Genomic DNA, 23915 nt, shown 5'->3' with positions numbered 1-23915 from the left:
ACCCCTAATTTAAACCACTCCTCATTGTAGAGGAAATTTTTTATAATAAACTAACCTTATGAAAATCATTACTTTAAAATTTTTGCCTTACTTGGCAATTTTAATGCCCTTTCTATTATTTGCCCAAGGCAAATCAACAGAAGGTAGAAAAGTTTTTGGAAAAACAATCCAAAGCGTAAACCCAGTAACAGGTCATGTTAGATGTGCCAGTACCGAATATGAAGCCTATTTGCAAGAAAAACATCCGGATAGAGCTAATACGGAAGCATTTGAGAATTGGATTGCACCAAAAATTCAAGAGATCAAACGACAAAGAGAACAAGGACGCAATGTAAATAATGTAATTACTATACCCGTTGTAGTTCACGTTATCCACAGTGGTCAGGCAGTAGGCACCGGTAGAAATATTTCTGACACCCGTGTTCAATCTCAAATTACAGTACTAAATCAAGATTTTAGACGTATGATGGGAACACCGGGATTCAACTCTGATCCAGTTGGAGCTGATGTGGAAATTGAATTTTGTTTAGCCAGAACAAATCCGGATGGTGGAGTTACTACCGGTATTAACCGTGTAAATTTAGGAGGTACTATATGGGGATACAACAATGTTGAAACCCTATTGAAACCCCAAACACAATGGGACCCAAATCGATATTTTAATATTTGGGTATGTGAATTTGGTGGAGATTTGGATGGCGTTTTAGGTTTTGCTCAATTTCCTGATGCCTCTGGACTTGGTGGAATTAATGCTATAGGTGGTCCTGCTCAAACGGATGGAGTAATTATCGACTGGAGATGTTTTGGTACTTCAACTCTTGCACCAGGTTCTTACTTTACTGACCTTGACAAAGGAAGAACTACAACACATGAAATTGGCCATTGTTTTGGATTGCGTCATATTTGGGGAGATAACAGCAGCTGTACAGTTAATGCTACAGACAGTTTCCAAGATTATTGTCCGGATACCCCTGCAGCCAGTACAGAACATTATTTTTGTCAAATAGGTTCAGACTCTTGCCCGTCTGCTCCAGGACTTGACATGGTAAACAACTATATGGATTACAGTGACGACTACTGTATGAATATCTTTACCCAAGATCAAAAAACAAGAATGAGAGCGGTAGCTTTAAATTCACCCCGAAGAGTAGGGTTAAATGCAAATGTATGTAATGTGGGTCAATCTTACCAGTTTAACGGAAGATTAAGAGTAAACAGCTTGAATTTATTGAGTTGTTCAACAATTTTCACCCCTTCTTTAACCTTAACTAATACAGGAACGGTAACGATGACTTCAGCAGTTATCACTTACAATATTAATGGCGGAACCAATCAAACTTACAATTGGAGTGGCTCTTTGGCTGTAAACGGAACTGCTAATTTTTCATTACCAAATTTAACTGCGGCTTCAGGAGACAATGTATTCAATATTTCAATTACTTCTATAAATGGGAATCCAGACCAATATAGCCCAAATGATGCTTCCTCTATTGCTTTCAAAACAACTTCAAATTTTGTGGCAACTCAAATTACAATACAATTACAAAGAGACCGATATGGAAGTGAAACTACATGGAACCTTACCAACCTTACTACCGGAGCTATTGTAGCTTCTGGTGGCCCTTATTCTAATTCGGGTTCGTTGCCTGCACTCATAACACAAAATGTAACTGCAGGAACCAATACATGTTATGCATTTACTATCAATGATACTGAAGGAGACGGAATTTGTTGTGATTGGGGTCTTGGTTATTACAGATTATTAACCAACTCCGGACAAATCATTGCTGAAGGTGGAGAATTTGGAACAACTGAAACTGTAACCTTCAGTACAAATCTACTAAGTGTAGGTTCTAACGAGGCGTTTGGAACCGTGGTGTTATATCCTAACCCAACTTCAGGTCTATTGAATGTTCATATTTCAAATCAAATCGAAACTCCAACAACCTACACCGTGTATAACATGTTAGGTCAAGTTATTTCGACTAAAAAAATAACTTCAACTGAAATTTCATTAGATACTTCTAATTTCTCAAATGGAGTTTATTTTATAAAACTTTCAAACGATAATTACTCTAAAACTTTAGAGTTCATCAAAAATTAAAACTTTAAGTTATAGAACTAAAAAAGCGGAAACAAATGTTTCCGCTTTTTTTATAGATTTTTTTTAAATTATTTATTGTTCTGGTGCTATCTCAATCTCTAGACCTTCAATTTCAGGCGTAATAGGAATTTGACAACCTAAACGGGAATTTTCTTTTACGTGATAGGCTTCCCATAACATGGCTTCTTCATCCGGATTTCGTTCTAGTGAAATAACGTCATTCAACACATAACATTGACATGAAGCACACATGGCCATGCCACCACACACCCCAACGGTACCTTCTTCAGCTAGTTCATACGCACGAATGAGTTCCATGATGTTCATGTTCATATCGGTCGGGGCTTGCACTTCGTGTATTACCCCGTTTCGATCAGTGATTTTGATGGTGATGTCTTGTGACATAGTTTTTTGTTTCAGGTTTCAAGTTTCAGGTTTACAATCAACTTGAAACCTGAAACTTGAACAAAAATAATTTATTCTATCGATTTAACAACTGCTTTTTCGGCTTCCTTTCTTGTACCGTCAAAACCATCTACACCGGAAACGGTGGTGTATTTCAACACATATTTTTTTCCGGGATTTAATCGATTGTACACACTTTGACACATTAAAGTAGCTTCGTGAAAACCGCATAAAATGAGCTTTAATTTTCCGGGATAAATATTTACATCGCCAATGGCATAAATTCCTTCGATATTCGTTTGATAATCTAAAGCATTATTCACCTTGATGGCATTTTTTTCGATTTCCAATCCCCAATTGGCGATTGCTCCTAGTTTTGGAGTTAAACCAAAAAGCGGAATAAAATAATCGGTTTCTACATTCATGCGTGCTCCATTGATTTCTATGTCAACCGATTCAATGCGTTCTGAGCCTTTGAATCCAATTACTTCGGCGGGAGTAATCAATTTTATTTTTCCAGCATTTTTTAATTCTTGTACTTTTTCAACCGAATCTAATGCTCCACGGAATTCGTTTCTGCGATGTACTAAGGTTACTTCCGAGGCAACATCAGAAAGAAAAATACTCCAATCTAAAGCTGAATCTCCTCCACCGGAAATTACGATTTTCTTACCACGATATTTTTCAGGATCTTTTACAAAATAGTCAACTCCTCGATCTTCTAATTCGTAGAATTCAAGATCTTTAAGAATAGGCTTTCTGGGTTCAAACGTCCCCAAACCTCCGGCAATAGCAATGGCTTTAGCTTGATGTTGTGTTCCTTTGTTGGTAGTCACAATAAAACTACCATCCTCTTGTTTGTCAATGGTTTCTGCAGTTTCCCCCAAAGTAAATCCTGGTTGAAATTGTTTGATTTGTTCCATCAAATTGTTAACCAAATCACCCGCCAACACTTCAGGATAACCCGGTATGTCGTAGATTGGTTTTTTAGGATATAATTCGGCTAATTGTCCTCCAGGTTGCGGAAGAGCATCTATGATATGACATTTCAACTTTAATAATCCGGCTTCAAAAACAGCGAAAAGTCCGGTAGGCCCGGCTCCAATTATGAGTATATCGGTTTGTATCATTCTTTTAAGTTGCTGAGTTGCTAAGATTCTGAGTTGCTGAGAATCTGAGGAACTGAGTTTTTAGGTTTTACGTTGCGAAAATAGTTGTTCTTTTTTCTTTTGTATATGATATTTGTCAGTTGGCACGATTTGCGTGAGGGATAGCAGCGGAAAGCCCGGAGCACAAAAAAGCTAGTTTTTTCTTGGGCTCAATAAGCGACCAACGGAAGCTCTTTTGAGACCTTAAAAAATTGGTTTTTTGGGCGAGGACTTGCAGCGAATAGCCCGTTCACGCCGAAAAAATTTAAGCTACGTTCTCAACCGTTTCAATTTGAGGAACGTATTTTTTGATAGTGGTTTCTACACCGGCTTTCAAAGTCATTTGATTGACACTACAGGCTACGCAAGCTCCTTCAAGACGTACTTTAACGTGTTTGTCTTCGATGATATCAACCAATGAAATATTTCCTCCGTCTGATTCGAGAAAGGGTCGAATTTCATTCAACGCATTTTCTATTCCGATTTTGATTTCTTCTTTTGTCATTATTTTTTCCCTTTTACAGCTGAACAGCCAGCCATGGTGGTTATTTTTATTGCTTCGGTTGGTGGTAAAGTTTCGTTTCGTTCGACTACTTCTTGAACAACGTTACGGGCAATTTCTTCGAAAGCCGTTTCTAACGGAGTAGCTATTTGCAAGGCAGCAGGACGACCGTAATCACCTGCTTCACGGATGCTTTGCACAAGTGGAATCTCACCTAAAACGGGCACTTGCAAATCTTCGGCTAGGTTTTTGGCACCTTCTTTTCCAAAGATATAATATTTGTTGTTTGGTAGTTCTTCCGGTGTGAAATAGGCCATGTTTTCAATAATTCCTAAAACCGGAACACTGATAGCATCTGACTTGAACATGGAAACTCCCTTTTTAGCATCGGCCAACGCTACGGCTTGAGGCGTGCTCACGACAACAGCACCGGTAATAGGAAGCGATTGCATGATAGAAAGGTGAATATCGCCGGTTCCGGGAGGTAAATCGATTAATAGAAAGTCGAGTTGACCCCAATCGGCATCAAAAATCATTTGGTTTAAAGCTTTGGCAGCCATAGGACCACGCCAGATAACCGCTTGGTCGGGTTTGGTGAAAAATCCGATGGAGAGAATTTTTACTTCGTAACTTTCTACGGGTTTCATTTTTGATTTTCCATCTACCTCAACCGATATGGGTTTGGCGTTTTCCACATCAAACATGATGGGCATAGATGGACCGTAAATGTCTGCATCAAGCACCCCAACATTGAATCCCATTTTGGCTAACGTTACGGCTAAATTGGCGGTTACGGTTGATTTTCCAACACCTCCTTTTCCGGATGCCACTGCAACGATATTGCTGATTCCGGGAATGGGTTTTCCTTTGATTAAGTTAGGATTTTCCGGTTTTTCTGGAGCTTCTACTTTGATGTTTACTTTTACTTTGGCTTTTTCATACACCAAATCATGAATGGTTTTGATGATGTCTACCTCTGCTCTTTTTTTGATGTGCAATGCCGGTGTTGACAAAAGTAAATCTACCACCACTTCATCGCCAAAAGTGAGTACATTTTGTACAGCCCCGCTTTCCACCATATTTTTTCCTTCACCAGCTACAGAAATAGTTTCTAAAGCTTTGAGTATTTCTTTTCTGTCGAGTTTCATAATTTACCACACCCCAAAATTTGGGCATTTTTGAGTTAATAAAAATCAGTTTATTTAAACTGAATTTAGATTGCAAAGATAATACGAAAAACAGAGAAACAGTAGTTAAAGAATTGAAAATGTTTATGGAGGGATAGTGTTTTTAGTTCGCAGTGTTCAGTCACAGTTCACAGTCACAATAATCAGTTGCAGTATTCAGTCTCGGTTTACTGTATTTATAATTATCAGTTTAATTTCTTGATATAGTGTTGTATTTTTGAAATTATTTGTAAATTTTGTAAAAATTAGGAAATAATTACAAATAAAACTGTAATTTTGTTTTTGTAAATTTTTAAAAAATTAGGAAATAATGATAGAAAAAGCTCCACATTTTGAATTTAGTGACAAAATCAATGCTGTGAAATTACTTGACACATTAATAATGTTGGAGTTTCCAGACTTTAATAAAATTGAATCTGAATATCCGTATTGGGACAAAATAAAGTACATTAAAAAACCTGACCATTATGAAATTGAACAAAATGAATTTACCAGAAAACTTTGGATTGCTACAAAAACAATGCGGCATTTGAAAAACACGAAAGTTTACTTTGGAAATTTTAAAAAAAATATTTCAATTCGATTTAAATTTAATGTGAATGAATATTTACAACAAAAACTTCACTATTTAGATTTCAACTTTGGGGCTGGAATTCAAAAAGAACAACTGCTTTCTGATTTAGATAAACATAAATATCTTTCTAATGCTTTGATGGAAGAAAGTATTTTTTCATCAATGATTGAAGGAGCAACTACCACAAGAATTAAAGCCAAAGAAATGCTTCGAAAAGGAAGAAAACCTTCCAACAAATCGGAACAAATGATTTTGAATAATTACAAGACAATTCAATATATAAGCGAACAAAAAGAGAATGATTTAACTATTGAAAAACTATTTGAAATTCATAAACTAGTTACCGAAAACACGTTAGAGAAAAAAAATATTGGCAAATTCAGAATTTCAAACGATGTGATGGTTATGAATCAAATCACTGGAGAAATTGTTCATACACCTCCATCTTACGAAGAACTCGATGAACTGATGAAATCATTTTGTGATTTTTTCAACAATAATCCAAAGGAAAGATTTATTCATCCAATTGTAAAAGCATCCATTCTTCATTTTCTAATTGGTTTTATTCATCCATTTGTTGATGGCAACGGAAGAACAGCACGAGCACTTTTCTATTGGTATTTATTGAAAAATGGTTATTGGTTGACTGAATATTTATCTATTTCCAGAGTAATATTAAAAACGAAAACACATTATGAAAAAGCATATATTTATACTGAAATTGATGATATGGATGTTTCGTATTTTATTCATTATCAAGTAAAAGTTTTAACCCAAGCCTTTGAAGATTTAAAAAGTTATATCGCAAAAAAGAAAAAAGAAGAAAATAAACTTTCAAAATTTTTAAAGCTTCCCAATATAAATGAAAGACAAGCACAAATTTTATTTTGGTTAGAAGAAGATGAAAATCGCTTTTTTACGGTAAAAGAAATTGAAAATATATTCAAAATTACAAATCAAACCGCAAGAACAGACATAGAAGAATTGGTTGAAAAGAATTATTTAAAGAAAGTAAGTATCAACAAAAAATCTTTTAATTATTGGAAAGGAGAAAAATTTAAATCAACATTTATGTAATTATTTGTAAATTTTTGAAAAATTAGGAAATAATTACAAATTTACCTTTGGCTCCCAAAAAACCTTCTCAAAATCTACAATTTGATTATCAACCACTTCAATTCCTTCACTTTCTAGCAATTGCTGCATCAAATTTGTGCCTTGAAAATGATGTTTTCCGGAAAGTATTCCTTTTCGATTGACCACTCGGTGAGCCGGAACGTCATCTCTGTTATGTGAAGCATTCATCGCCCAACCTACCATTCGGGCAGAGCGAGCGGTCCCTAATGCTTTAGCAATAGCACCGTAAGAAGTTACCTTTCCGTACGGAATTTGTCTAGCGATGGCATACACTTTTTCAAAGAAATTATCTTCCATCTCAAAATATTATCGTGTGAAAATTTTAAATAAGGTAATCAAAGCCACAAAACCGGTTAAGGAACCAATAATATAATTGATGTTTCTGGACAAAAATGTATCTTTCTTTTCTTTCGATTTAAAAAAAGAAATATACCCAAAAAATACTAAGAAAGCGGCAATAGCTGTGGCTATAGAAAAAGTATAAATAAAAAAGGTATCAAATTCAAAATACCCATACGAGCCTAACGTTATACTGATAAAAACATAATACGGAACCGGAAATAAATTGAGCGAAGACAACAACATTCCCAAAAAGAAACGACTGGATTTACTTCGCATTTTAATTTCTTCTTTCTTTTTGTTGGTTTTGGGTTTTTGGGCTATCCAAAGAAAATATAATGTTAAAACGGTAAAAATCACCAACCCTATTTCTTGTAAAACAGCACTAATATCGGCTCTTCGATCTATAAAACGAGCAAATAAAACAGCTATTAACGTTTGAAAAAAAACTATAATTGAAGCTCCAAACGCAAACCACAGAGCTCGGTTTCTTCCGTCACGCATACTCACTTTGGCGGCAGTCATGTTGAGCAATCCGGGTGGAGTTGTTCCGATGGCTGCAGCTGAAAGGCCGAGAAGGATGGGAAGGGTGAAGTTCATTTTTATGGTAATGGGTAAAAGGTAATAGGTAATGGGTTGTTTACTTTATCTTAAATTGTATATATGTTATTGCTTTGTTAATTTCTAAATATTGCTTTTCGTAAAATGTTTGAATGGCTGTCACCACTTCCGGCGAACCTTCATTTCGATACACATTATGGTTGGCATATATGACTTCGTGACCTTCTCCGTGCAACAATCCGAGCGTATAACCGTGCATGAATTCGCTATCCGTTTTCAAGTGAATGATTCCGTCTTTTTTCAATACTTTTTTGTAGCGTTGTAAAAATTGGGTATTGGTCATTCGGTGTTTGGTTCGTTTGTATTTGATTTGCGGATCCGGAAAGGTTATCCAAATTTCATCTACTTCATTTTCGGCAAAACAATATTCGATTAATTCAATTTGTGTGCGAAGAAAGCCTACATTGTTCAAACCGGTTTCAACAGCCGTTTTGGCACCACGCCAAAATCGGGCTCCTTTGATATCGATTCCAATAAAATTTTTGTTTGGGTAACGTTCGGCTAAACCCACCGAATATTCGCCTTTACCACAACCTAATTCTAAAACAATTGGATTATCGTTTTTAAAAAAATCTTTATTCCAATTTCCTTTCCATTTGAAATCGCCCGAAACGACTTCTTCACGGGTTGGTTCAATCACATTTTGAAAGGTTTCGTTTTCTTTAAAACGTTTTAATTTATTCTTGCTTCCCACTTAATTTAATTTTTTGGTAAAATTAGGGAAATATACCCAATCAAAAATAATACTACTTTTACAGTTATTAAATGAGTTATTAAGACTTGGAAACGCTCAAACCTAAAATATTAGTGGCACCCTTAAATTGGGGTTTAGGTCATGCTACACGATGCATTCCCATAATCAAGGCATTGCTCGAAAACAACTTTGAACCGGTTATAGCTTCTGATGGGGTGGCTTTACACATTTTACAAAAAGAATTTCCGGAATTAATTTTTTTGGAATTACCCTCCTATCAAATTGAATATGCCAAAAAAGGGGCTTTTTTTAAATGGAAACTGATTAAAAACAGTCCAAAAATGATGGAAGCCATTTATTTGGAACGAAAAATGGTAAAAAAATGGGTGAAAGAATATGGTTTAGCCGGCATTATTTCTGATAACCGATTGGGAATTTATTCTAAAAAAGTACCTTCTGTTTTTATTACCCATCAATTGAATGTATTAACCGGAAATACGAGTTGGATTACCAGTAAACTACATCAATACATCATAAAAAAATATGATGAATGTTGGGTTCCGGATGTACCCGAAATTCCAAATCTTACCGGGAAATTAGGGCATTTGAAAAATCCGCATTTCAAAATCAATTACATTGGGCCGTTAAGCCGACTAAATAAAAAAGAAGTACCCAAAAAATACGATTTAATGGTCATCCTTTCAGGTCCAGAACCGCAACGAACGATGCTGGAAGTACATTTAAAAGAGGAAATTAAACGCTATAAAGGCGAAGTTGTTTTTGTGTGTGGTGTAATTGAACCCGAACAAAAATTGGAACAAATTGACCATATAACTTTTTATAATTTTATGACTTCTGCTCAATTAGAACAAACGTTTAACGAAAGTGAATTGGTGCTTTGTCGTTCCGGATATACTACGGTTATGGATTTGGCCAAATTGGGCAAAAAATGTTTTTTTATTCCTACACCTGGACAATTTGAGCAAGAATATTTGGCTAAAAAATACAAACGAGACGGGTTAATCCCTTATGCTAAACAAGAAAAATTTGTTATAGAAAATTTGTATGAAGTAGACTTATACAAAGGTTTACATCACTTTAAAACGGAAATAAATTGGAAACAATTGTTTTTGCTTTTCGACAAAAGTATCAAACAATCAATTGTCTGATGTTTATACCATCGGGCAATCTTCCCACGTTTTGCAATTTAATTCCGGCCAATTTTTGAGCAATCGTAATACTTTCAACTAAAGACCTTTGGTGAAGTTGAGCGTAAAGAAAACCGGTCCAAAACGCATCTCCGGCACCGGTGGCGTCTTTAATTTCTTTGACCGGCAAAGCATCTTGAAAAATAAGTCCTTTTTCTTTGTCCGATAAAACGACTCCTTTTTTCCCTTTGGTTAAACAAATGGTTTGAGCTCCCATAGCATGAAAAAAATCAAAAATATAGTCTTCCGATTTCATTGCGGCAAACAATCGATAACAATCGTCTTCACTGATTTTCACTAATGGATCTGTGGCTAAATAACCTTTGATTATATCAATAGCTTCCGGTCGGTTGGGCCAAATTCGTTCAGAAAAATTCAAATCAATGCTCAATTTTAATCCTAATTCTTTGGCACGTTCAGCACGTTCTAAAATGGTTTCCCTGGCTGGATTTCTGCTTAAAGCAAAGCAAGTAGTATGAAAAATTTTGGCTGACAAAAGCAACTCATCCGAAATTTGGGAAGGATAAATTTCGCAATCTGCTTCTCTGTAGGGAATAAAATCGGGAGTTTCAGTAGATTTTGAAACAAAAATAACCGAAGTTGGTTTATCTTCCGATTTGAAAACACAGTCCGTTTGGACGCCGTTTGCTTTCAATTTTCTGATGATATAATCGCCTAAACCATCTTGTCCACAAGTAGCCACAAGCACCGCATTCAATCCTAAACGCGAGGCATTTACCGCCACATTGGTGGGTGAGCCTCCCAAAAAACGGTGGTAATCTTTGGTTCGGTTTATCGAAGTATTTATTTCATGACCAATAAAATCAATTAAAACCTCTCCCACTGAAAGTATGTCAATCTTTTTTTCCACTTTAAAATATTAATTTGAAATTTTCTTCCATTGTTTTTTCTACCAAAATAGTTGCGGCAGCACTCCAAGCACAAAAACGAACGCCATTGGGCTCTCCTGTTTTGGAATTAAAATTTTCGTAAAACCCAAAATCTGATAGTGCATTTGCTTGGTTTAACGCACTCAATATATTTTCACATTCTTGATTTAATCCCAAATGGTGTAAGGCTAACCCATAAAAACCATTCACCATGGGCCAACTCCCGCCATTATGAAATTCATACGGTTGGTTTCTAAATTCATATTTACAGTTACTTTTTAAAATATTCCATTCCCAATCGGTATGTTGTATGGGCGGCCAAAAAGCAGGCACCAATTGCAAGGGTAAGTTTCCTTTGATTTTTTCTGCATAACACATTGTTGTTTTTTGAAAATCAGGATTACCTACTTTCAATAAAACAGCCAATGCATGTGCAAAAGCATCAAAATACATTTTGTATCCGGCGGGTGAAAAAGAGCAAGGCATAAACTCCCTTATTTGTGCTTCTTGATATGCTTTTGGATGCACTTTTTCACTTTTTGAATTAGGTAAAAAATTATGTTCTATTTTTTCACTAATCGAATTTATTTTGAGTGTTATTTCTTCACTTTGAACAAAATGATTGTAGCTTTTTAAAGCCCAAATTCGCAATAACTGATCGTATAAAACATAGCCTTCTGTGATGTATTCATCGGCCCAATTCCCTGAAATGGGAACATACATCAAATGATTGTTATTGAATTCCCAACAATCTAAAAGATGAATGGCTTTTTCAATTTGTTTGGAATATGATTTTACTATTTCACTATCATTTTTGTAATGTGCCAATTGGCAAACGCCAATGATAAACCACGTAACCGCATCAACTCTTCCGGCTAATCCACCATAACTCACCTCAGTTCCTTTTTCGGAAAAATAAACATTGGATGGAATTGTTCCGTTTGCATGTTGATGAGCGGCTAATGTTTGAAGGGTTTTTTGAAATGTAGCGATTAATTCTTCATCGTTAGAAGCCAAAGCTGCTAATCCACAAATGACGCCATCACGTGCCCAAACACGTTTGTAATTGGACACATCATTAGCTGAAGCTTCAAATCCCTGAGGAGAGGAAACTTTGTGTAATAATTCTATTGCTTTATGGTATACAAATGAACTCATGAAATTAATTCGTTTTTGTTTTTCACTTTAATTAAAAGCGTTAAAACTCCACCAATAATCAAAAATATTCCTGCTAAACGAATCACATTCACCGGATTTTGACCGAGCCAATCATAAACAAAAAACTGCATGGAGACAACTTGTATAGCCATTGGAATAACTATAAACATGTTAAAAATCCCCATGTAAACACCCGTTTTTTCTTTAGGAATAGAACCGGCTAAAAGTTGATATGGCATAGCCAACATAGAAGCCCAAGCAATACCCAGACCAACAGGATAAAGAAATAATGTGGTGATTGCGATTGATTCTCCAAACGGATTATACAAATGAAACAATAAAGTAGTATCATTCAAATAGGGAATAGAAAACACGCCTATGCCTCCTAAATTTAAAGCCAAAAAATGAACGCCTTTTGCACCGATTTTTAAAGCTAATGGCACTAATGCAAAAGCCACTACAAAGCAAATGATATTATAGGTTCCGTTTAAACTTCCGGTTAACAATTGAGCTTTAGAAAAACCTTCACTAGCTTGGTCTGTTGTATTGTATAAGGATATCGATAACGTAGAAGTGATATATTGCCAATAACAAAACATGGCATACCAGGTAAAAAATTTTACCGGAATTAACTGTTTCATGGTCAACGGCATATTAATAAACGCTTCTTTTATCTCGGTAAACGTTCGTTGAACCACCGGTGTTTTTTTCTTTTCTAAAAGTTCGTTTAGTTCTTCGGGTGTAGGCGGAATTTCTTTAGTGGTAAATACGGATATTAAAATCGTGACTACCGAAGCAAAAGCTCCAATAAAAAAGGCCCAGTAGGTATAGGTTGGAATTCCATTTTCAAATTTATCGGTAATCGCTAAAATTCCTAATGAAACCAATATAGCCGGAGTAAAATTAGCCAAAGTAATTCCTAAACCGGTGAAAAAACTCTGCATTAAAAACCCGATAGAATGTTGTTCTTTGGGTAATCTATCTGCCACAAAAGCCCGATAGGGTTCCATAGCAATATTATTGGCCGCATCTAAAATCCATAACAAACTGGCGGCCATAAAAATAGTAGTTGAAAAAGGCATTACTACAAGTGCTAAACTGGCAATTAAAGCCCCTATCAAAAAGAAAGGTTTTCTTCTACCGAATTTAGGCGACCAGGTTCCATCACTAATGGCACCAATAATAGGTTGAACCAAAAGTCCCGTTACGGGTCCTGCCAGCCAAAGCATGGGTAAACTGGCTTCGTCGGCACCTAAAAATTTATAGATCGCACTCATGTTACTTTGTTGCAACCCAAAACTGAATTGAATACCGAAAAAACCGAAATTCATATTCCAGATTTGCCAAAAGTTCATTTTACCTTTTTGTATCATGCTAGTGTTTTTATTCTATTAATTTTTTTAAAAAAGAGCTAAAATCAATTTCGTTTGTAAAAACCAATCCGTTTTTATCTACCACAGGTAAATTTAAGTTTGCAGTGCTAATATTATTTTGGCGGAGTTTTGAGAGCATTTCTTTTAAAGCTTTTTCATCTTTATCAATATCGAAATAAATAAACTTCAACTGATGTTCTTCTGCATATTTTTTGGTATCTACACAATAATGACAGGTGTCGCTGCCATAAATTATAATAACCTCTTTTTGATTCTGAACTTTATTATTTTGAGAAAAAGCTAAACTTGTTACTATCAAAAAAAGAAAGACAAAAAAACTTTGATTTAGGGGACTCATTTTTAATTTCATAGATAAAAAATCTCAATATAAATTTACATTTATTTGTAAAGTTCCCCAATCCGAATAGGATCAAGGAACTTTTCTCTAAAACAAATAAATAGGAAACTAAGGTAACTCTTAAAATCTGTAAGATAATGTTAATGAAGTTGTTCTTCCATTGATTGAACGTGCTCTAACAATATTATCTGAATTTTCAACAATACTTCCTTCTTCTACTTCTGTAATTCCAATGGTATTGAAAATGTTATTTATGTTCAAGGAAGCCGTTAATCCTTTGGTAAGCTCTACGTTTACAAACGGATTGAAGTACACATATCCCGGCATAATTAATTCATTATTATCTTGTGCAAAAGATTTTGTGGTTCCAATAAAGGAAAGCCCAACATTATGTTTTCCATCTGCACCAAACTTATAAGCGGCTACAGCATTGTAAATAAAATCAGCTTGGCGTCTTGGCGTGTTGCCTTCAACAAGAGGATTGATAACATCTTTAGAAATTTCAGCTTTTGTCCAAGTTACACTTCCATTAAAATTGAATTTATTTACAGTATAACTTCCTTCTAACTCTAAACCATAAGCTGTATATTCTCTCTGAATTTGACGAATTCCGGCAGGAGCAAAATCCCAATTTTGTTCAGAAGTCAAAGCATAAAAACCGGTTGCATAAAAAGTATGGTTTGTACCTCTTCTTTTATACCCAATTTCTGCTTGATTTACCATATCGGCACTTAACCCGGAAACGGCAGCACCCGAAGGCAAAATATTGGCTCCAAACAATAATCTATCCGCATTGGCTCTACCTCCACGACTGTATCGTGCGAAAAGAGATTGATTTTCGGCCAACATATAATTACCCCCGATAGAATAAGAAACGTAATCAAAATCGTAATTCACAGGTAAACGATTGGCATTATCTATAACTGAAACACTCGTTTCGGGTCCTTCGATTGAGCCATTATTATCAACATCTAAGTTAGCAGATTGGGTAGCACCTGCATAGGTACCTCTTACTTTTCCGCTGTCAAAACGTAAACTAACATCTACATTTACTTTATCGTTAATTTTGTATTGACCGGCAACATAAGGAGCTGTAATGTCGTAATTGGTATCATAGTTTCGGGTACAGCAATTCCCCCAGAAAGGAACTCCGTAAGCATACAATCCGTTTACTGAATTAGAACCTGCATTCAACAAAGCGGCATTATCCCCTTTTACTTCCATTAAATAGGAATTCCATAACCAAGACATCGAAAGGGTTTGAAAGGCCTTATAATATCCTAATGTTAAATCGAAATCTCCAAACTTTTTAGATAATTTTAAATCATTCGTGAAATTATTGAAGTTGTTGATTTCGGTATCAAAGGTGTGAATTCTCATCACTAAATCATTTCCGTTCACGTTTGTACCGGCTTGGGCACCGTTTGCATAGGTTAAATTTGGCACACCAAATTCTGTTGCAAAAGCAGAAGCTGTTTGAACTTGTGCAGGAAAAGGAGAAACAAATCGTCCTCTGTGGAAATTTTGTCTGAATCGATCCTCAATTTTCCAACCGTTTCCAATATCAAAAGAAAGTTCACCACCAAACGAAGTAGCTATTGGACGCATACCATCAGCCATATTACTTCTTCTTCTTTGTCCGTCTTGACCCACAGTTAAGTTATCTAGAAACAAAGCACTGTGTTGGGTATCTGATAAAATATCAAAATTAGGTAATGAACTCCAATTTGGGTTTGCATTTGTTCCACTAACTCTAACCGGCATTGGCAAATAACCAATGGCTCTATCATTTAAATGTTTGAAATACAAACGAACAAAACCGTTTTCAAATTCTTTGGTTATGTTTGCTTTTAACTGACCTCCAAGATTTGCAGTATATCCGGCATTTCTTGGGCCTTCCCCTTGACGATAAAAACCACCAACGTGGAAGAATAATCCATTTCCAATGGGAGAACCATATTCAAAATCGGTACGGTAATTATCAAAGTCGACACCAAAAGACTGCATCAAAGAACCGCCTTCAGTCTTACCGTTTTTACTAATGAAGTTAATAATACCGGCAGGAGAATTACTAGCTAAGGTGGACGCAGAACCTCCTCGAATGGCTTCTATTCTTGAGATAGTTTGGTCGGCACGAACAAAAATATCGGCATTTCCAAAAGCTACATCACCAAATTGCATTACCGGTAATCCATCTTCATGAATTTGAAGAAATTTAGCTCCACCTGATGCTACTGGAATACCTCTAATGGTGATATTGGCATTCCCTTCACCTCCTGTTGATTCTGATTTAATACCCGGTATTGAACGGAAAATCTCCGCTGTTGCTCTAGGAGCTGCTTGTTCAATTTGAGTGGTTGATACCGAACTGATTGACACACTCGATTGAAGTTTTGACCTCGGATTGATTACCCCTGTAACAACTACATCATCCAGTTGTGTGGCATCTTCAACTAAAATGACTTCTATTTTGGTTGAACCATTTACTGTTACAACCTGTTTTTTTGTTTTGTAGCCTATAAATGACGCTACTAATGTAAGGCTTCCATTTTCTAAATTTGAAAGTTGGAAAACCCCATCCATATCAGATGAAGTTCCCTTTGATGTTCCTTCTACCACAATATTTACACCCGGTAAAACATTGCCGGTATTGTCTTTTACAATACCATTGATGGATCCGGATTGAGCTAAAATGGGAAACGAACAAAAACAAAGAAAAAGAAAAGCAACTTTTTGAAATAGTAATTTTGTTTTCATTTTGTTTTGATTAGTTAATAAAATTAAGTGATATTTTTTACGAATCTATTTTTTATATTATTAATTAATTAAACATTTAGTATCGAAAACGTTTTCGAAATTACCGAAAACGTTTTCGATACTTTATATTGTATTTTTTTCCATATTTGTAACATGAAAGAAAAGGAGACTACATTAAAGGTAATAGCTGAGAAATTAAATATTTCTATTACCACGGTTTCAAAAGCTTTAAAAAACTATTCTGATGTGAGCCCTAAAACACGCGAGCGTGTTTTGGAATTGGCTAAACAACTGCAATACACACCCAATTCTTTTGCGGTAAATCTGCGAACCAAAGAATCCAAAACAATCGGATTGATTATACCTGAGGTAGTTCATCATTTTTTTTCGAGTGTTATAAACGGAATCATTGCAGAGGCTGAAAAAAATGAATATTTAGTTATTATTCTTCAATCAAATGAATCGTTAGAATTAGAAAAAAAGCAAGTTCAACTGTTGATTAATAAAAGAGTAGACGGAATCATAATGTCTTTATCTAACGAATCAAATGATGATGACCATATACGAGAAATTATTCATCGCAACATTCCGTTTGTGATGTTTGATAAGATATCGAAAATTATTCCGTGTTCCAAAGTGATTATTGATGACCAAAAAGCGGCATCAGCTGCAGTTGAACATTTGATTTCTGTAGGATGCAGAAAAATAGCCCATATACGTGGCCCGGTGAATCCACAAAATGCCATAGACCGTTTTTTGGGATATAAAAAAGCGTTGGAAAAGAACCAAATCCCATTTGATAAAAATTTGGTTTACACTTGTGTTCGCGTATCATTTGAAGAAGGGTACGCATTTGCAAAAGAAATTTGTGAAAATCACCCCGATGTTGATGGTATTTTTGTCATAACAGATTTGGTAGCTGTGGGAGTTTTGGCCTATTTAAACGAAAAAAACATTAAAGTGCCGCAACAGATTGCTGTAATAGGTTTTAGCAATTGGTTTATGTCACAAGTTATTCAACCCAAGTTAAGTACAATTGACCAACCCAGTTATGAAATGGGAGTAAGTGCATTTAATTTGTTAGTAAAAGAAATAAAAGCGGTAAAAGAAGATCAGCCCAAAGTAATTGAAAAAATTGTTTTAGACACAGAAGTGATTGTAAGAGAATCTACTCGTAAATAAATTATTTCTGCTTTTCGAGCGTAAATGAAAATTCTGAGCCCAAACCAAACTGGCTTTCTACATAAATTTTCTCGTTATGCCCTTCTATAATATGTTTTACAATAGCCAAACCTAAACCGGAACCGCCTTCGGAACGGGCACCGCTTTTATCTACGCGATAAAAACGTTCAAAAAGACGAGGAATGTGTTGTTTTTGAATTCCTTCTCCATTATCTGTAATGCGAACAATAATTTTGTTTTTGATTAAATTCTCTATACTTACTTCGGTAGTTCCATCAACCTTACCATATTTTATGGAATTCATAACCAAATTGGTTACAACTTGTTGAATCTTTTCCCTATCGGCATAAACCCAAATGGGTTGGTTGTATTTCATGTCAAATGTTAGCGTAATGTTCTTTTTATTTGCTCTCATTTCGAGTAAATCAAAAACATTTTTAACCAATTCAACAATATCAAAATTAGAATATTCTAAATTCAAATCACCGGTTTCCAATTTGGTAATCATATCCAAATCTTTAACGATGTAAATTAATCGTTCCACTCCTTTTTCGGCTCTTTCAAGGTATTTTTTACGAAGCGTTTTATCGCTCATGGCTCCATCCAAAAGTGTTGAAATATAACCTTGAACAGTAAACAATGGTGTTTTTAACTCGTGCGATACATTTCCTAAAAACTCTCTACGGTATTCTTCACGAACTTTTAAAGTTTCTATTTCCAATTTTTTATCGGTGGCAAATTTTTTCACTTCTTTGGTAAGAGTCGCCATATCTGTAGTTATAGGCTGACTTCTTAATGTGGTTGAATCCAAAAGAGATACATCGTCATAGATTTTTTTTACTCTACGATAAATGAAACGCTCAACACGGTATTGAATCACAAAAAAACAAAACAGAAAAACAGAAAAACCAAAAAGCAATATAAAAAACCCATTGATTTGGTAAAACAAATAAGTAAGAATAAATAAAAACCCCATTGAAAACAGGGAAACATAAAGTGCCGATTTAAGGGCAAATTTGTATGTTTTTTTAAATTTTAAAGCCATTGAAAACAGCCAGAGGCGATATAAGTTTCAAAGATACATTATTTTCAAATGAAGTATTCTATCTTAAACTTCTAATTTGTATCCCACACCTTTTATAGTTTTGAAAACATCGTCTCCAATTTTTTCTCTGAGTTTTCTTATGTGTACATCTATAGTACGGCCTCCAACAACCACTTCATTACCCCATACTTTATCTAAAATTTCCTCTCTTTTAAAAACTTTTCCGGGTTTGGAAGCCAAGAGATAAAACAATTCAAATTCTTTTCTTGGCAATACAATTTCGGTTCCGTTTTGAACAATTTTATATTCTTCTCGGTTTACTTCTATCCCGCCAACGTTTAAAACATCTCCCTGAACTTCTTCTTCTTTTAGGCGTCTGAGTAAAGCTTTTACTTTACTAACCAAAACCTTAGGTTTTATAGGCTTGGAGATGTAATCATCAGCTCCGGCTTCAAAACCGGCAACTTGTGAATAATCCTCACTTCTAGCAGTCAAAAAAGTTATTATAACATTGGTTAACTCCGGTATTCTTCTAATATGCTCACAAGCTTCCATACCATCCATTTCAGGCATCATTACATCCATTATAATCAAATGTGGGATTTCTTTTTTGGCTTTGCTTACGGCTTCTTTACCATTTGTAGCCGTGATAACTTGATACCCCTCTTGTGACAAATTATAACCTACAATTTCAAGTATATCTTGCTCATCATCAACCAGTAAGATTTTAATGTCCTTCTTTTTCATAAACAGATTTAATGTGTTATTGGGTTGTAAAGGTAAAGATAATACAAAATGTTTTACGGTGTTAACGATTATTTAATGTTGTAACATTTTCATAACATATTTAATACAGAAAGGTAACATGTCACTAACTGCTTCTTTACATGTTAAATCTTTCTTTGCAACGAAATTTAAACACAACACAGCATGAAACATTTTTTGGTTTTTATGACATTGCTCACTGTTACGATTTCTTTTGCACAAAAAGGAACTGTATCGGGTACAATTACAGATAAAGACATGAATAACGAACCCCTTCCTTTTGCCAATGTTATGATTAAAGGCACCTCAATTGGTACTACTACCAGTGAGAAAGGAACCTATTCTTTACAAGTTGATCCGGGAAACTACACTTTGGTTTTGAGCTTTTTGGGCTATCAAACCGTAGAAATTCCCATAACTATTAAATCGGGTCAAACTGTTACCATAAACCGTGCTTTGACCAGCGGAGAAGGCGTAATGTTACAAGATGTAGTTGTTGCTACTAGTGTGAGAAGAAACACCGAAGTTGCCTTAATGACCGAAATGAAAGAAGCCAAACAAGTAGTAAGTGCTATTTCGGCAGAACAAATGAGTAAAGGAACAGATGGTAATGCCGCCGAAGCCGTTCAACGTGTACCTGGTGTAACCATTGTAGATGGAAAATTTGTTATGATTCGAGGTCTAAGCGAAAGATATAACAACGTTTTAATTAATAACTCTATAGCTCCCAGTACAGAAGTAGATAAAAGAACCTTTTCTTTTGATTTAATTCCTACCGATGCTATAGATAAAATTGTAATTTACAAAACCGCATCGGCAGATAAACCCGGTGATTTTTCCGGAGGTGTAATTTCAATTACTACCTCAGAAAACAGTGCAGAATTTACCAAACTTGGCTTTAGTTTAGGCTATCGAGCCAACACTACTTTTGAAGACTACTTTCAAAGTGAAGGTTCTGAAACCGATTTCTTAGGTTTTGACCTTACCTACAGAGCCCTTCCAAGAGGATTTCCCAGTAAAACACAAATTAACGATTTACCCGGAGTTAATGCGGCTGCCTCACAACGATTGAAAAACAATTTTAATCCAAACCGATCTTCGGCTATGTTTGATAATGGAATCGGATTTAGCTTAGGTAGAAACATTAAATTTGAAAACGGAATGAAACTTACCACTGTTAGTGCTTTAAGTTATTCTGAGGGTTATCAATATTACCAAAGAAGGTTTACCCGTTACACTTCATTAAACGAGGGTGAAACAAGACCTCCCGTTTGGTTTGACTACCGAGATGACACCTATAAAAAAGAAAATAGAATTACTGTATTATCCAACTGGATTTGGAAAATCAATTCAAACAATACTTTAAAATTTAAAAACCTTTTCAATCAAATTGGTGAAAATGAAACCATTTTGAGAAACGGTAGCAACTTTTTACAAAGAGGAGAAGATCTATTTAAAAATTATCTTTTGGGTTACAAAGCCCGTTCTATTTACATAGGTCAATTTGAAGGTGAACACAAATTAAACAGTACCAACAAAATAGATTGGACCATTGGTGGAAATTATATTTTTGAATCTGAACCGGATTTAAGAAGATTCCGAACCATTCAGCCTGCAGATAGTCCCAATGCTCCATTTGAAATGATTGATCCCGCTTCTTCAAACTTATTTGATACCGGTAGATACTTTGGATTCTTAAGCGAATATTCTTTAAACAATTCATTCAACTATACTCATACTATTGAAAGAATTAAAAATGACGAAGAGATTGGAAGTATTGTACTCAAAACCGGATATTTAACCGATTACAGACAACGTAATTTTGATGCCCGATACTTCTCTTATTTATTACCGGGTTATGTTGTTGAAAACCGAAATGAATTAAAACAACTACCCTTAACAGAAATTTTTAATTCTGTAAACGTAAATCCAAATAACGGATGGGTTTTTAACGAAGGAACTCGAGCAATTGATTCTTATGATTCCAGTAACTTTTTATTGGCCGGCTATGCATTTGCAGAAGTTCCGGTGTACAAATTCAACTTTACTGGGGGATTACGTGTAGAACATAACATCCTGAAGTTAAATTCCAGCAATGAAACGGAGCCCATAGCCATAGAAAATCCGGTTACAAGTGTTTTACCATCTTTGAATGTGACCTACAATTTGAGTGAACGTTCTATCTTGAGATTGGCCTACGCCAAAACAGTTAATCGTCCAGAATTTAGAGAAATTGCTCCCTTTGTTTTTTACGATTTTGAAAACGAAGCCGGCCGTAGAGGTAGCGAAAACTTAAAAACCGCAGCAATAGATAATTTGGATTTTAGATACGAATTTTACCCTACCAAAGGTGAAACTATGAGCTTAGGTGCCTTTTACAAAAAATTTAAAAACCCTATAGAAAACGTAACCGAAATTACTACAGAACAACCGCAATTTAAGTATGCAAATGCAGATAACGCTTTTAGTTACGGTTTGGAATTGGAATTGAGAAAATCGTTCAAAGAAGTTTCTTCAATCCCATTTATTCAAAGACTTTCTACCAATATAAATGCATCTTATATCGTTTCAGAAGTTGACTTAGGTTCTGATGTTACCTCCCAAGCACAAAAAAGAGAATTGCAAGGACAATCGCCTTACATTATTAATGCCGCTTTGGGTTATGAAGATGAAAAAGGTTTTGGTGTCAATGTCATTTACAACCGATTTGGAAATCGTATTTTCTCGGTAGGAGATAATATCTTCCCAACTATTTATGAACTTTCTCGTGACAACATTGATTTGACTTTCTCTAAGAAAATTCAAAAAACCACTTTCAAAATTGGTATCCAAGATTTATTAAATGCAAAATATCAATTTTTTGAAGATTCAAACCGTGACGAAAAAATTGAAAAAAGAATAGATAATCCTACTTCAGTTTTCAGACGCGGTACTCTATTTACCTTTAATGTAACGTACTCTTTTTAAAAAAACTAAACAATAACACAATTAAAATTAAACGAATAATCATGAAAAACAATCTTATTAAATTATCTAGCTTGGTATTCTCATTATTGATTATCACTGCTTGTAGCTATGACGACGTACCCCCTATTACCATTATAGTAGAAAATGGAGGTGGCAACCAACCCGGAGTTGAATATGTAGAACTTATAGGAAACTTATCTACTCAAACTTTAACCAAAAACAACAAATATTTATTAAAAGGTCAAGTTTTTGTTAGAGAAAATCAAGTTTTAACTATTGAACCCGGAACATTAATTTTTGGTGACAAAGGAACCAAAGGTACCTTAATTATTGATAGAGGTGGGAAAATTATTGCAGACGGTACAGCAAATGAACCCATTGTATTTACATCGGCACTTCCGGTAGGTTCTAGAGACCGAGGTGATTGGGGTGGATTGGTTATTCTTGGAAAAGCACCAGTTAACCAAGCCGATCCGGTAATCGAAGGAGTAACTCCAACTGTTGTTTTTGGTGGAACAGACACAAATGACAACTCGGGAATTTTGAGATACGTACGTGTAGAATTTGCCGGAATTGAATTAACCCCTAACAACGAAACCAACTCAATCACATTGGGTGGTGTTGGAAGCGGAACTATTATGGATTACTGCCAAGTTTCATGGGGTGGTGACGATGGATTTGAATGGTTTGGTGGTTCTGTGAATTCCAAGTATCTTATTGCTTTTGGAATGTGGGACGATTGCTTTGACGTAGATTATGGTTTCACCGGAAAAGTTCAATTTGGTATGTCTATTCGTTATGGAAGTTATGCCGATCAATCCGGTTCTAATATATTTGAAACAGATAACGGTCCGAATGACAATTTGACTACACTTTTAACAACCGGAGTATTTTCAAACATTACCGGAATCGGGCCAAGATTAACAAACAGCCAGTCTATTAACGGGAATTACCAACACGCTTTGGATTTAAGAAGAAGAACCGCATTAACTATTGCCAATTCAGTATTTGTTGGTATGCCAAGAGGATTGAGAATGAATCAACAATCGGTTTATGACAACTATAACAACGGAACAGGAGTTTTATTGAATAACGTAATGGTTGCACCTGCAACAACTTTTTCAATAGGTTCTGGAATGACTGCTACAGCCTCTAATGTAGAAACTTTGTGGAACGCCACAAACGAAACCATTACCAATACTGATTTTGCAGCTGTGTATGGTCAATTAGGATTAAATCAAAATATTTTCTTTGGCACAAACACCAGTACCGGATATACTCAAAATCCTACTTTTACAGTTACATCAGGTTCTCTTACAACAGGAGCATCCTTTTCTCACCCCAAATTATCCGATCCATTCTTTACACCAACAACCTACAGAGGTGCTTTTGGTTCTACAGACTGGACAGACAGTTGGTCTGAATTCAACCCGATTATGAAAGCTTATTAATTATTTTTTATAATTTTACAACAAAGAGCTTGATCTTTTGATTAAGCTCT

General features: G+C 35.3%; 20 protein-coding genes. 6 read left to right on the top strand and 14 right to left on the bottom strand.

Annotated features, from left to right (window positions below):
- Positions 1 to 58 precede the first annotated feature (58 nt).
- Positions 59 to 2104 carry a T9SS type A sorting domain-containing protein gene (locus V7M80_RS04280; protein ID WP_333694269.1) on the top strand — a complete coding sequence of 682 codons (2046 nt, stop codon included), beginning with the start codon at positions 59 to 61 and terminating at the stop codon, positions 2102 to 2104.
- Between the two features lie 72 nt (positions 2105 to 2176).
- Here the strand turns inward: V7M80_RS04280 and V7M80_RS04275 are convergent, their stop codons facing one another.
- The 4 genes from V7M80_RS04275 to V7M80_RS04260 all read right to left on the bottom strand — a co-directional run bounded on the left by V7M80_RS04275 (position 2177) and on the right by V7M80_RS04260 (position 5307).
- The gene (locus V7M80_RS04275) at positions 2177 to 2509 is read right to left on the bottom strand and encodes a ferredoxin (protein WP_333694267.1); all 333 of its coding nucleotides are present in this window, start codon (positions 2507 to 2509) and stop codon (positions 2177 to 2179) included.
- A 71-nt stretch (positions 2510 to 2580) separates the two neighbouring features.
- Positions 2581 to 3639, bottom strand: coding sequence for an NAD(P)/FAD-dependent oxidoreductase (locus V7M80_RS04270; protein WP_333694266.1), 1059 nt, complete (start codon positions 3637 to 3639; stop codon positions 2581 to 2583).
- 283 nt (positions 3640 to 3922) lie between these two features.
- Entirely contained in the window at positions 3923 to 4162 is a 240-nt protein-coding gene (locus V7M80_RS04265) for a NifU family protein (protein ID WP_026712115.1), read from the bottom strand.
- The gene (locus V7M80_RS04260; RefSeq protein ID WP_333694264.1) at positions 4162 to 5307 is read right to left on the bottom strand and encodes an Mrp/NBP35 family ATP-binding protein; all 1146 of its coding nucleotides are present in this window, start codon (positions 5305 to 5307) and stop codon (positions 4162 to 4164) included. The genes V7M80_RS04265 and V7M80_RS04260 overlap by 1 nt, the downstream gene beginning before the upstream one ends.
- A gap of 349 nt (positions 5308 to 5656) precedes the next feature.
- Between V7M80_RS04260 and V7M80_RS04255 the strand changes: the two genes are divergently transcribed.
- Positions 5657 to 6997 (top strand): Fic family protein, encoded by a 1341-nt coding sequence (locus V7M80_RS04255; RefSeq protein ID WP_333694263.1) that lies wholly within the window; start codon positions 5657 to 5659, stop codon positions 6995 to 6997.
- A gap of 33 nt (positions 6998 to 7030) precedes the next feature.
- On the opposite strand, the gene V7M80_RS04250 is transcribed toward V7M80_RS04255, so the two are convergent.
- Genes V7M80_RS04250 through trmB form a run of 3 tightly spaced genes read right to left on the bottom strand, consistent with a single transcriptional unit; the run spans position 7031 to position 8711 of the window.
- Positions 7031 to 7354: an MGMT family protein gene (locus V7M80_RS04250; protein WP_333694262.1), complete on the bottom strand. Its 324-nt coding sequence runs from the start codon at positions 7352 to 7354 to the stop codon at positions 7031 to 7033.
- Positions 7355 to 7363: 9 nt separating this feature from the next.
- On the bottom strand, positions 7364 to 7996 hold the full coding sequence (locus V7M80_RS04245; RefSeq protein ID WP_333694261.1) for a LysE family transporter: 633 nt from the start codon (positions 7994 to 7996) through the stop codon (positions 7364 to 7366).
- A 40-nt stretch (positions 7997 to 8036) separates the two neighbouring features.
- On the bottom strand, positions 8037 to 8711 hold the full coding sequence (gene trmB / locus V7M80_RS04240) for a tRNA (guanosine(46)-N7)-methyltransferase TrmB (RefSeq protein ID WP_333694260.1): 675 nt from the start codon (positions 8709 to 8711) through the stop codon (positions 8037 to 8039).
- 86 nt (positions 8712 to 8797) lie between these two features.
- Here trmB and V7M80_RS04235 point away from each other — a divergent pair, with 86 nt between their 5' ends.
- Entirely contained in the window at positions 8798 to 9880 is a 1083-nt protein-coding gene (locus V7M80_RS04235) for a glycosyltransferase (RefSeq protein WP_333694258.1), read from the top strand.
- Here V7M80_RS04235 and V7M80_RS04230 read toward each other — a convergent pair.
- The 5 genes from V7M80_RS04230 to V7M80_RS04210 form a co-directional block, all read right to left on the bottom strand.
- Positions 9861 to 10790, bottom strand: a complete 930-nt coding sequence (locus V7M80_RS04230; protein WP_333694256.1) for a carbohydrate kinase family protein — start codon at positions 10788 to 10790, stop codon at positions 9861 to 9863. The genes V7M80_RS04235 and V7M80_RS04230 overlap by 20 nt on opposite strands.
- 1 nt (position 10791) lies before the next feature.
- On the bottom strand, positions 10792 to 11967 hold the full coding sequence (locus V7M80_RS04225; RefSeq protein ID WP_333694254.1) for a glycoside hydrolase 100 family protein: 1176 nt from the start codon (positions 11965 to 11967) through the stop codon (positions 10792 to 10794).
- Entirely contained in the window at positions 11964 to 13298 is a 1335-nt protein-coding gene (locus V7M80_RS04220) for an MFS transporter (RefSeq protein ID WP_333694348.1), read from the bottom strand. The genes V7M80_RS04225 and V7M80_RS04220 overlap by 4 nt, the downstream gene beginning before the upstream one ends.
- Positions 13299 to 13350: 52 nt before the next feature.
- Positions 13351 to 13698 (bottom strand): glutaredoxin family protein, encoded by a 348-nt coding sequence (locus tag V7M80_RS04215; RefSeq protein WP_333694253.1) that lies wholly within the window; start codon positions 13696 to 13698, stop codon positions 13351 to 13353.
- Between the two features lie 120 nt (positions 13699 to 13818).
- Positions 13819 to 16455 (bottom strand): TonB-dependent receptor, encoded by a 2637-nt coding sequence (locus V7M80_RS04210; RefSeq protein ID WP_333694252.1) that lies wholly within the window; start codon positions 16453 to 16455, stop codon positions 13819 to 13821.
- A 153-nt stretch (positions 16456 to 16608) separates the two neighbouring features.
- Between V7M80_RS04210 and V7M80_RS04205 the strand changes: the two genes are divergently transcribed.
- Positions 16609 to 17637, top strand: coding sequence for a LacI family DNA-binding transcriptional regulator (locus V7M80_RS04205; protein WP_333694250.1), 1029 nt, complete (start codon positions 16609 to 16611; stop codon positions 17635 to 17637).
- A gap of 1 nt (position 17638) precedes the next feature.
- On the opposite strand, the gene V7M80_RS04200 is transcribed toward V7M80_RS04205, so the two are convergent.
- Entirely contained in the window at positions 17639 to 18682 is a 1044-nt protein-coding gene (locus V7M80_RS04200; RefSeq protein ID WP_333694249.1) for a sensor histidine kinase, read from the bottom strand.
- Positions 18683 to 18745: 63 nt separating this feature from the next.
- Positions 18746 to 19429, bottom strand: coding sequence for a response regulator transcription factor (locus V7M80_RS04195; RefSeq protein ID WP_333694247.1), 684 nt, complete (start codon positions 19427 to 19429; stop codon positions 18746 to 18748).
- 183 nt (positions 19430 to 19612) lie between these two features.
- Here V7M80_RS04195 and V7M80_RS04190 point away from each other — a divergent pair, with 183 nt between their 5' ends.
- Positions 19613 to 22414 (top strand): TonB-dependent receptor, encoded by a 2802-nt coding sequence (locus V7M80_RS04190; RefSeq protein WP_333694246.1) that lies wholly within the window; start codon positions 19613 to 19615, stop codon positions 22412 to 22414.
- Between the two features lie 41 nt (positions 22415 to 22455).
- Positions 22456 to 23865, top strand: a complete 1410-nt coding sequence (locus V7M80_RS04185; protein ID WP_333694244.1) for a hypothetical protein — start codon at positions 22456 to 22458, stop codon at positions 23863 to 23865.
- Positions 23866 to 23915: the final 50 nt, after the last annotated feature.

The organism is Flavobacterium sp. (assembly GCF_036759525.1).
Taxonomy (GTDB): domain Bacteria; phylum Bacteroidota; class Bacteroidia; order Flavobacteriales; family Flavobacteriaceae; genus Flavobacterium.
Note: the sequence above shows the minus strand (reverse complement) of the source record. Positions and strands in the feature narration are given on the sequence as shown.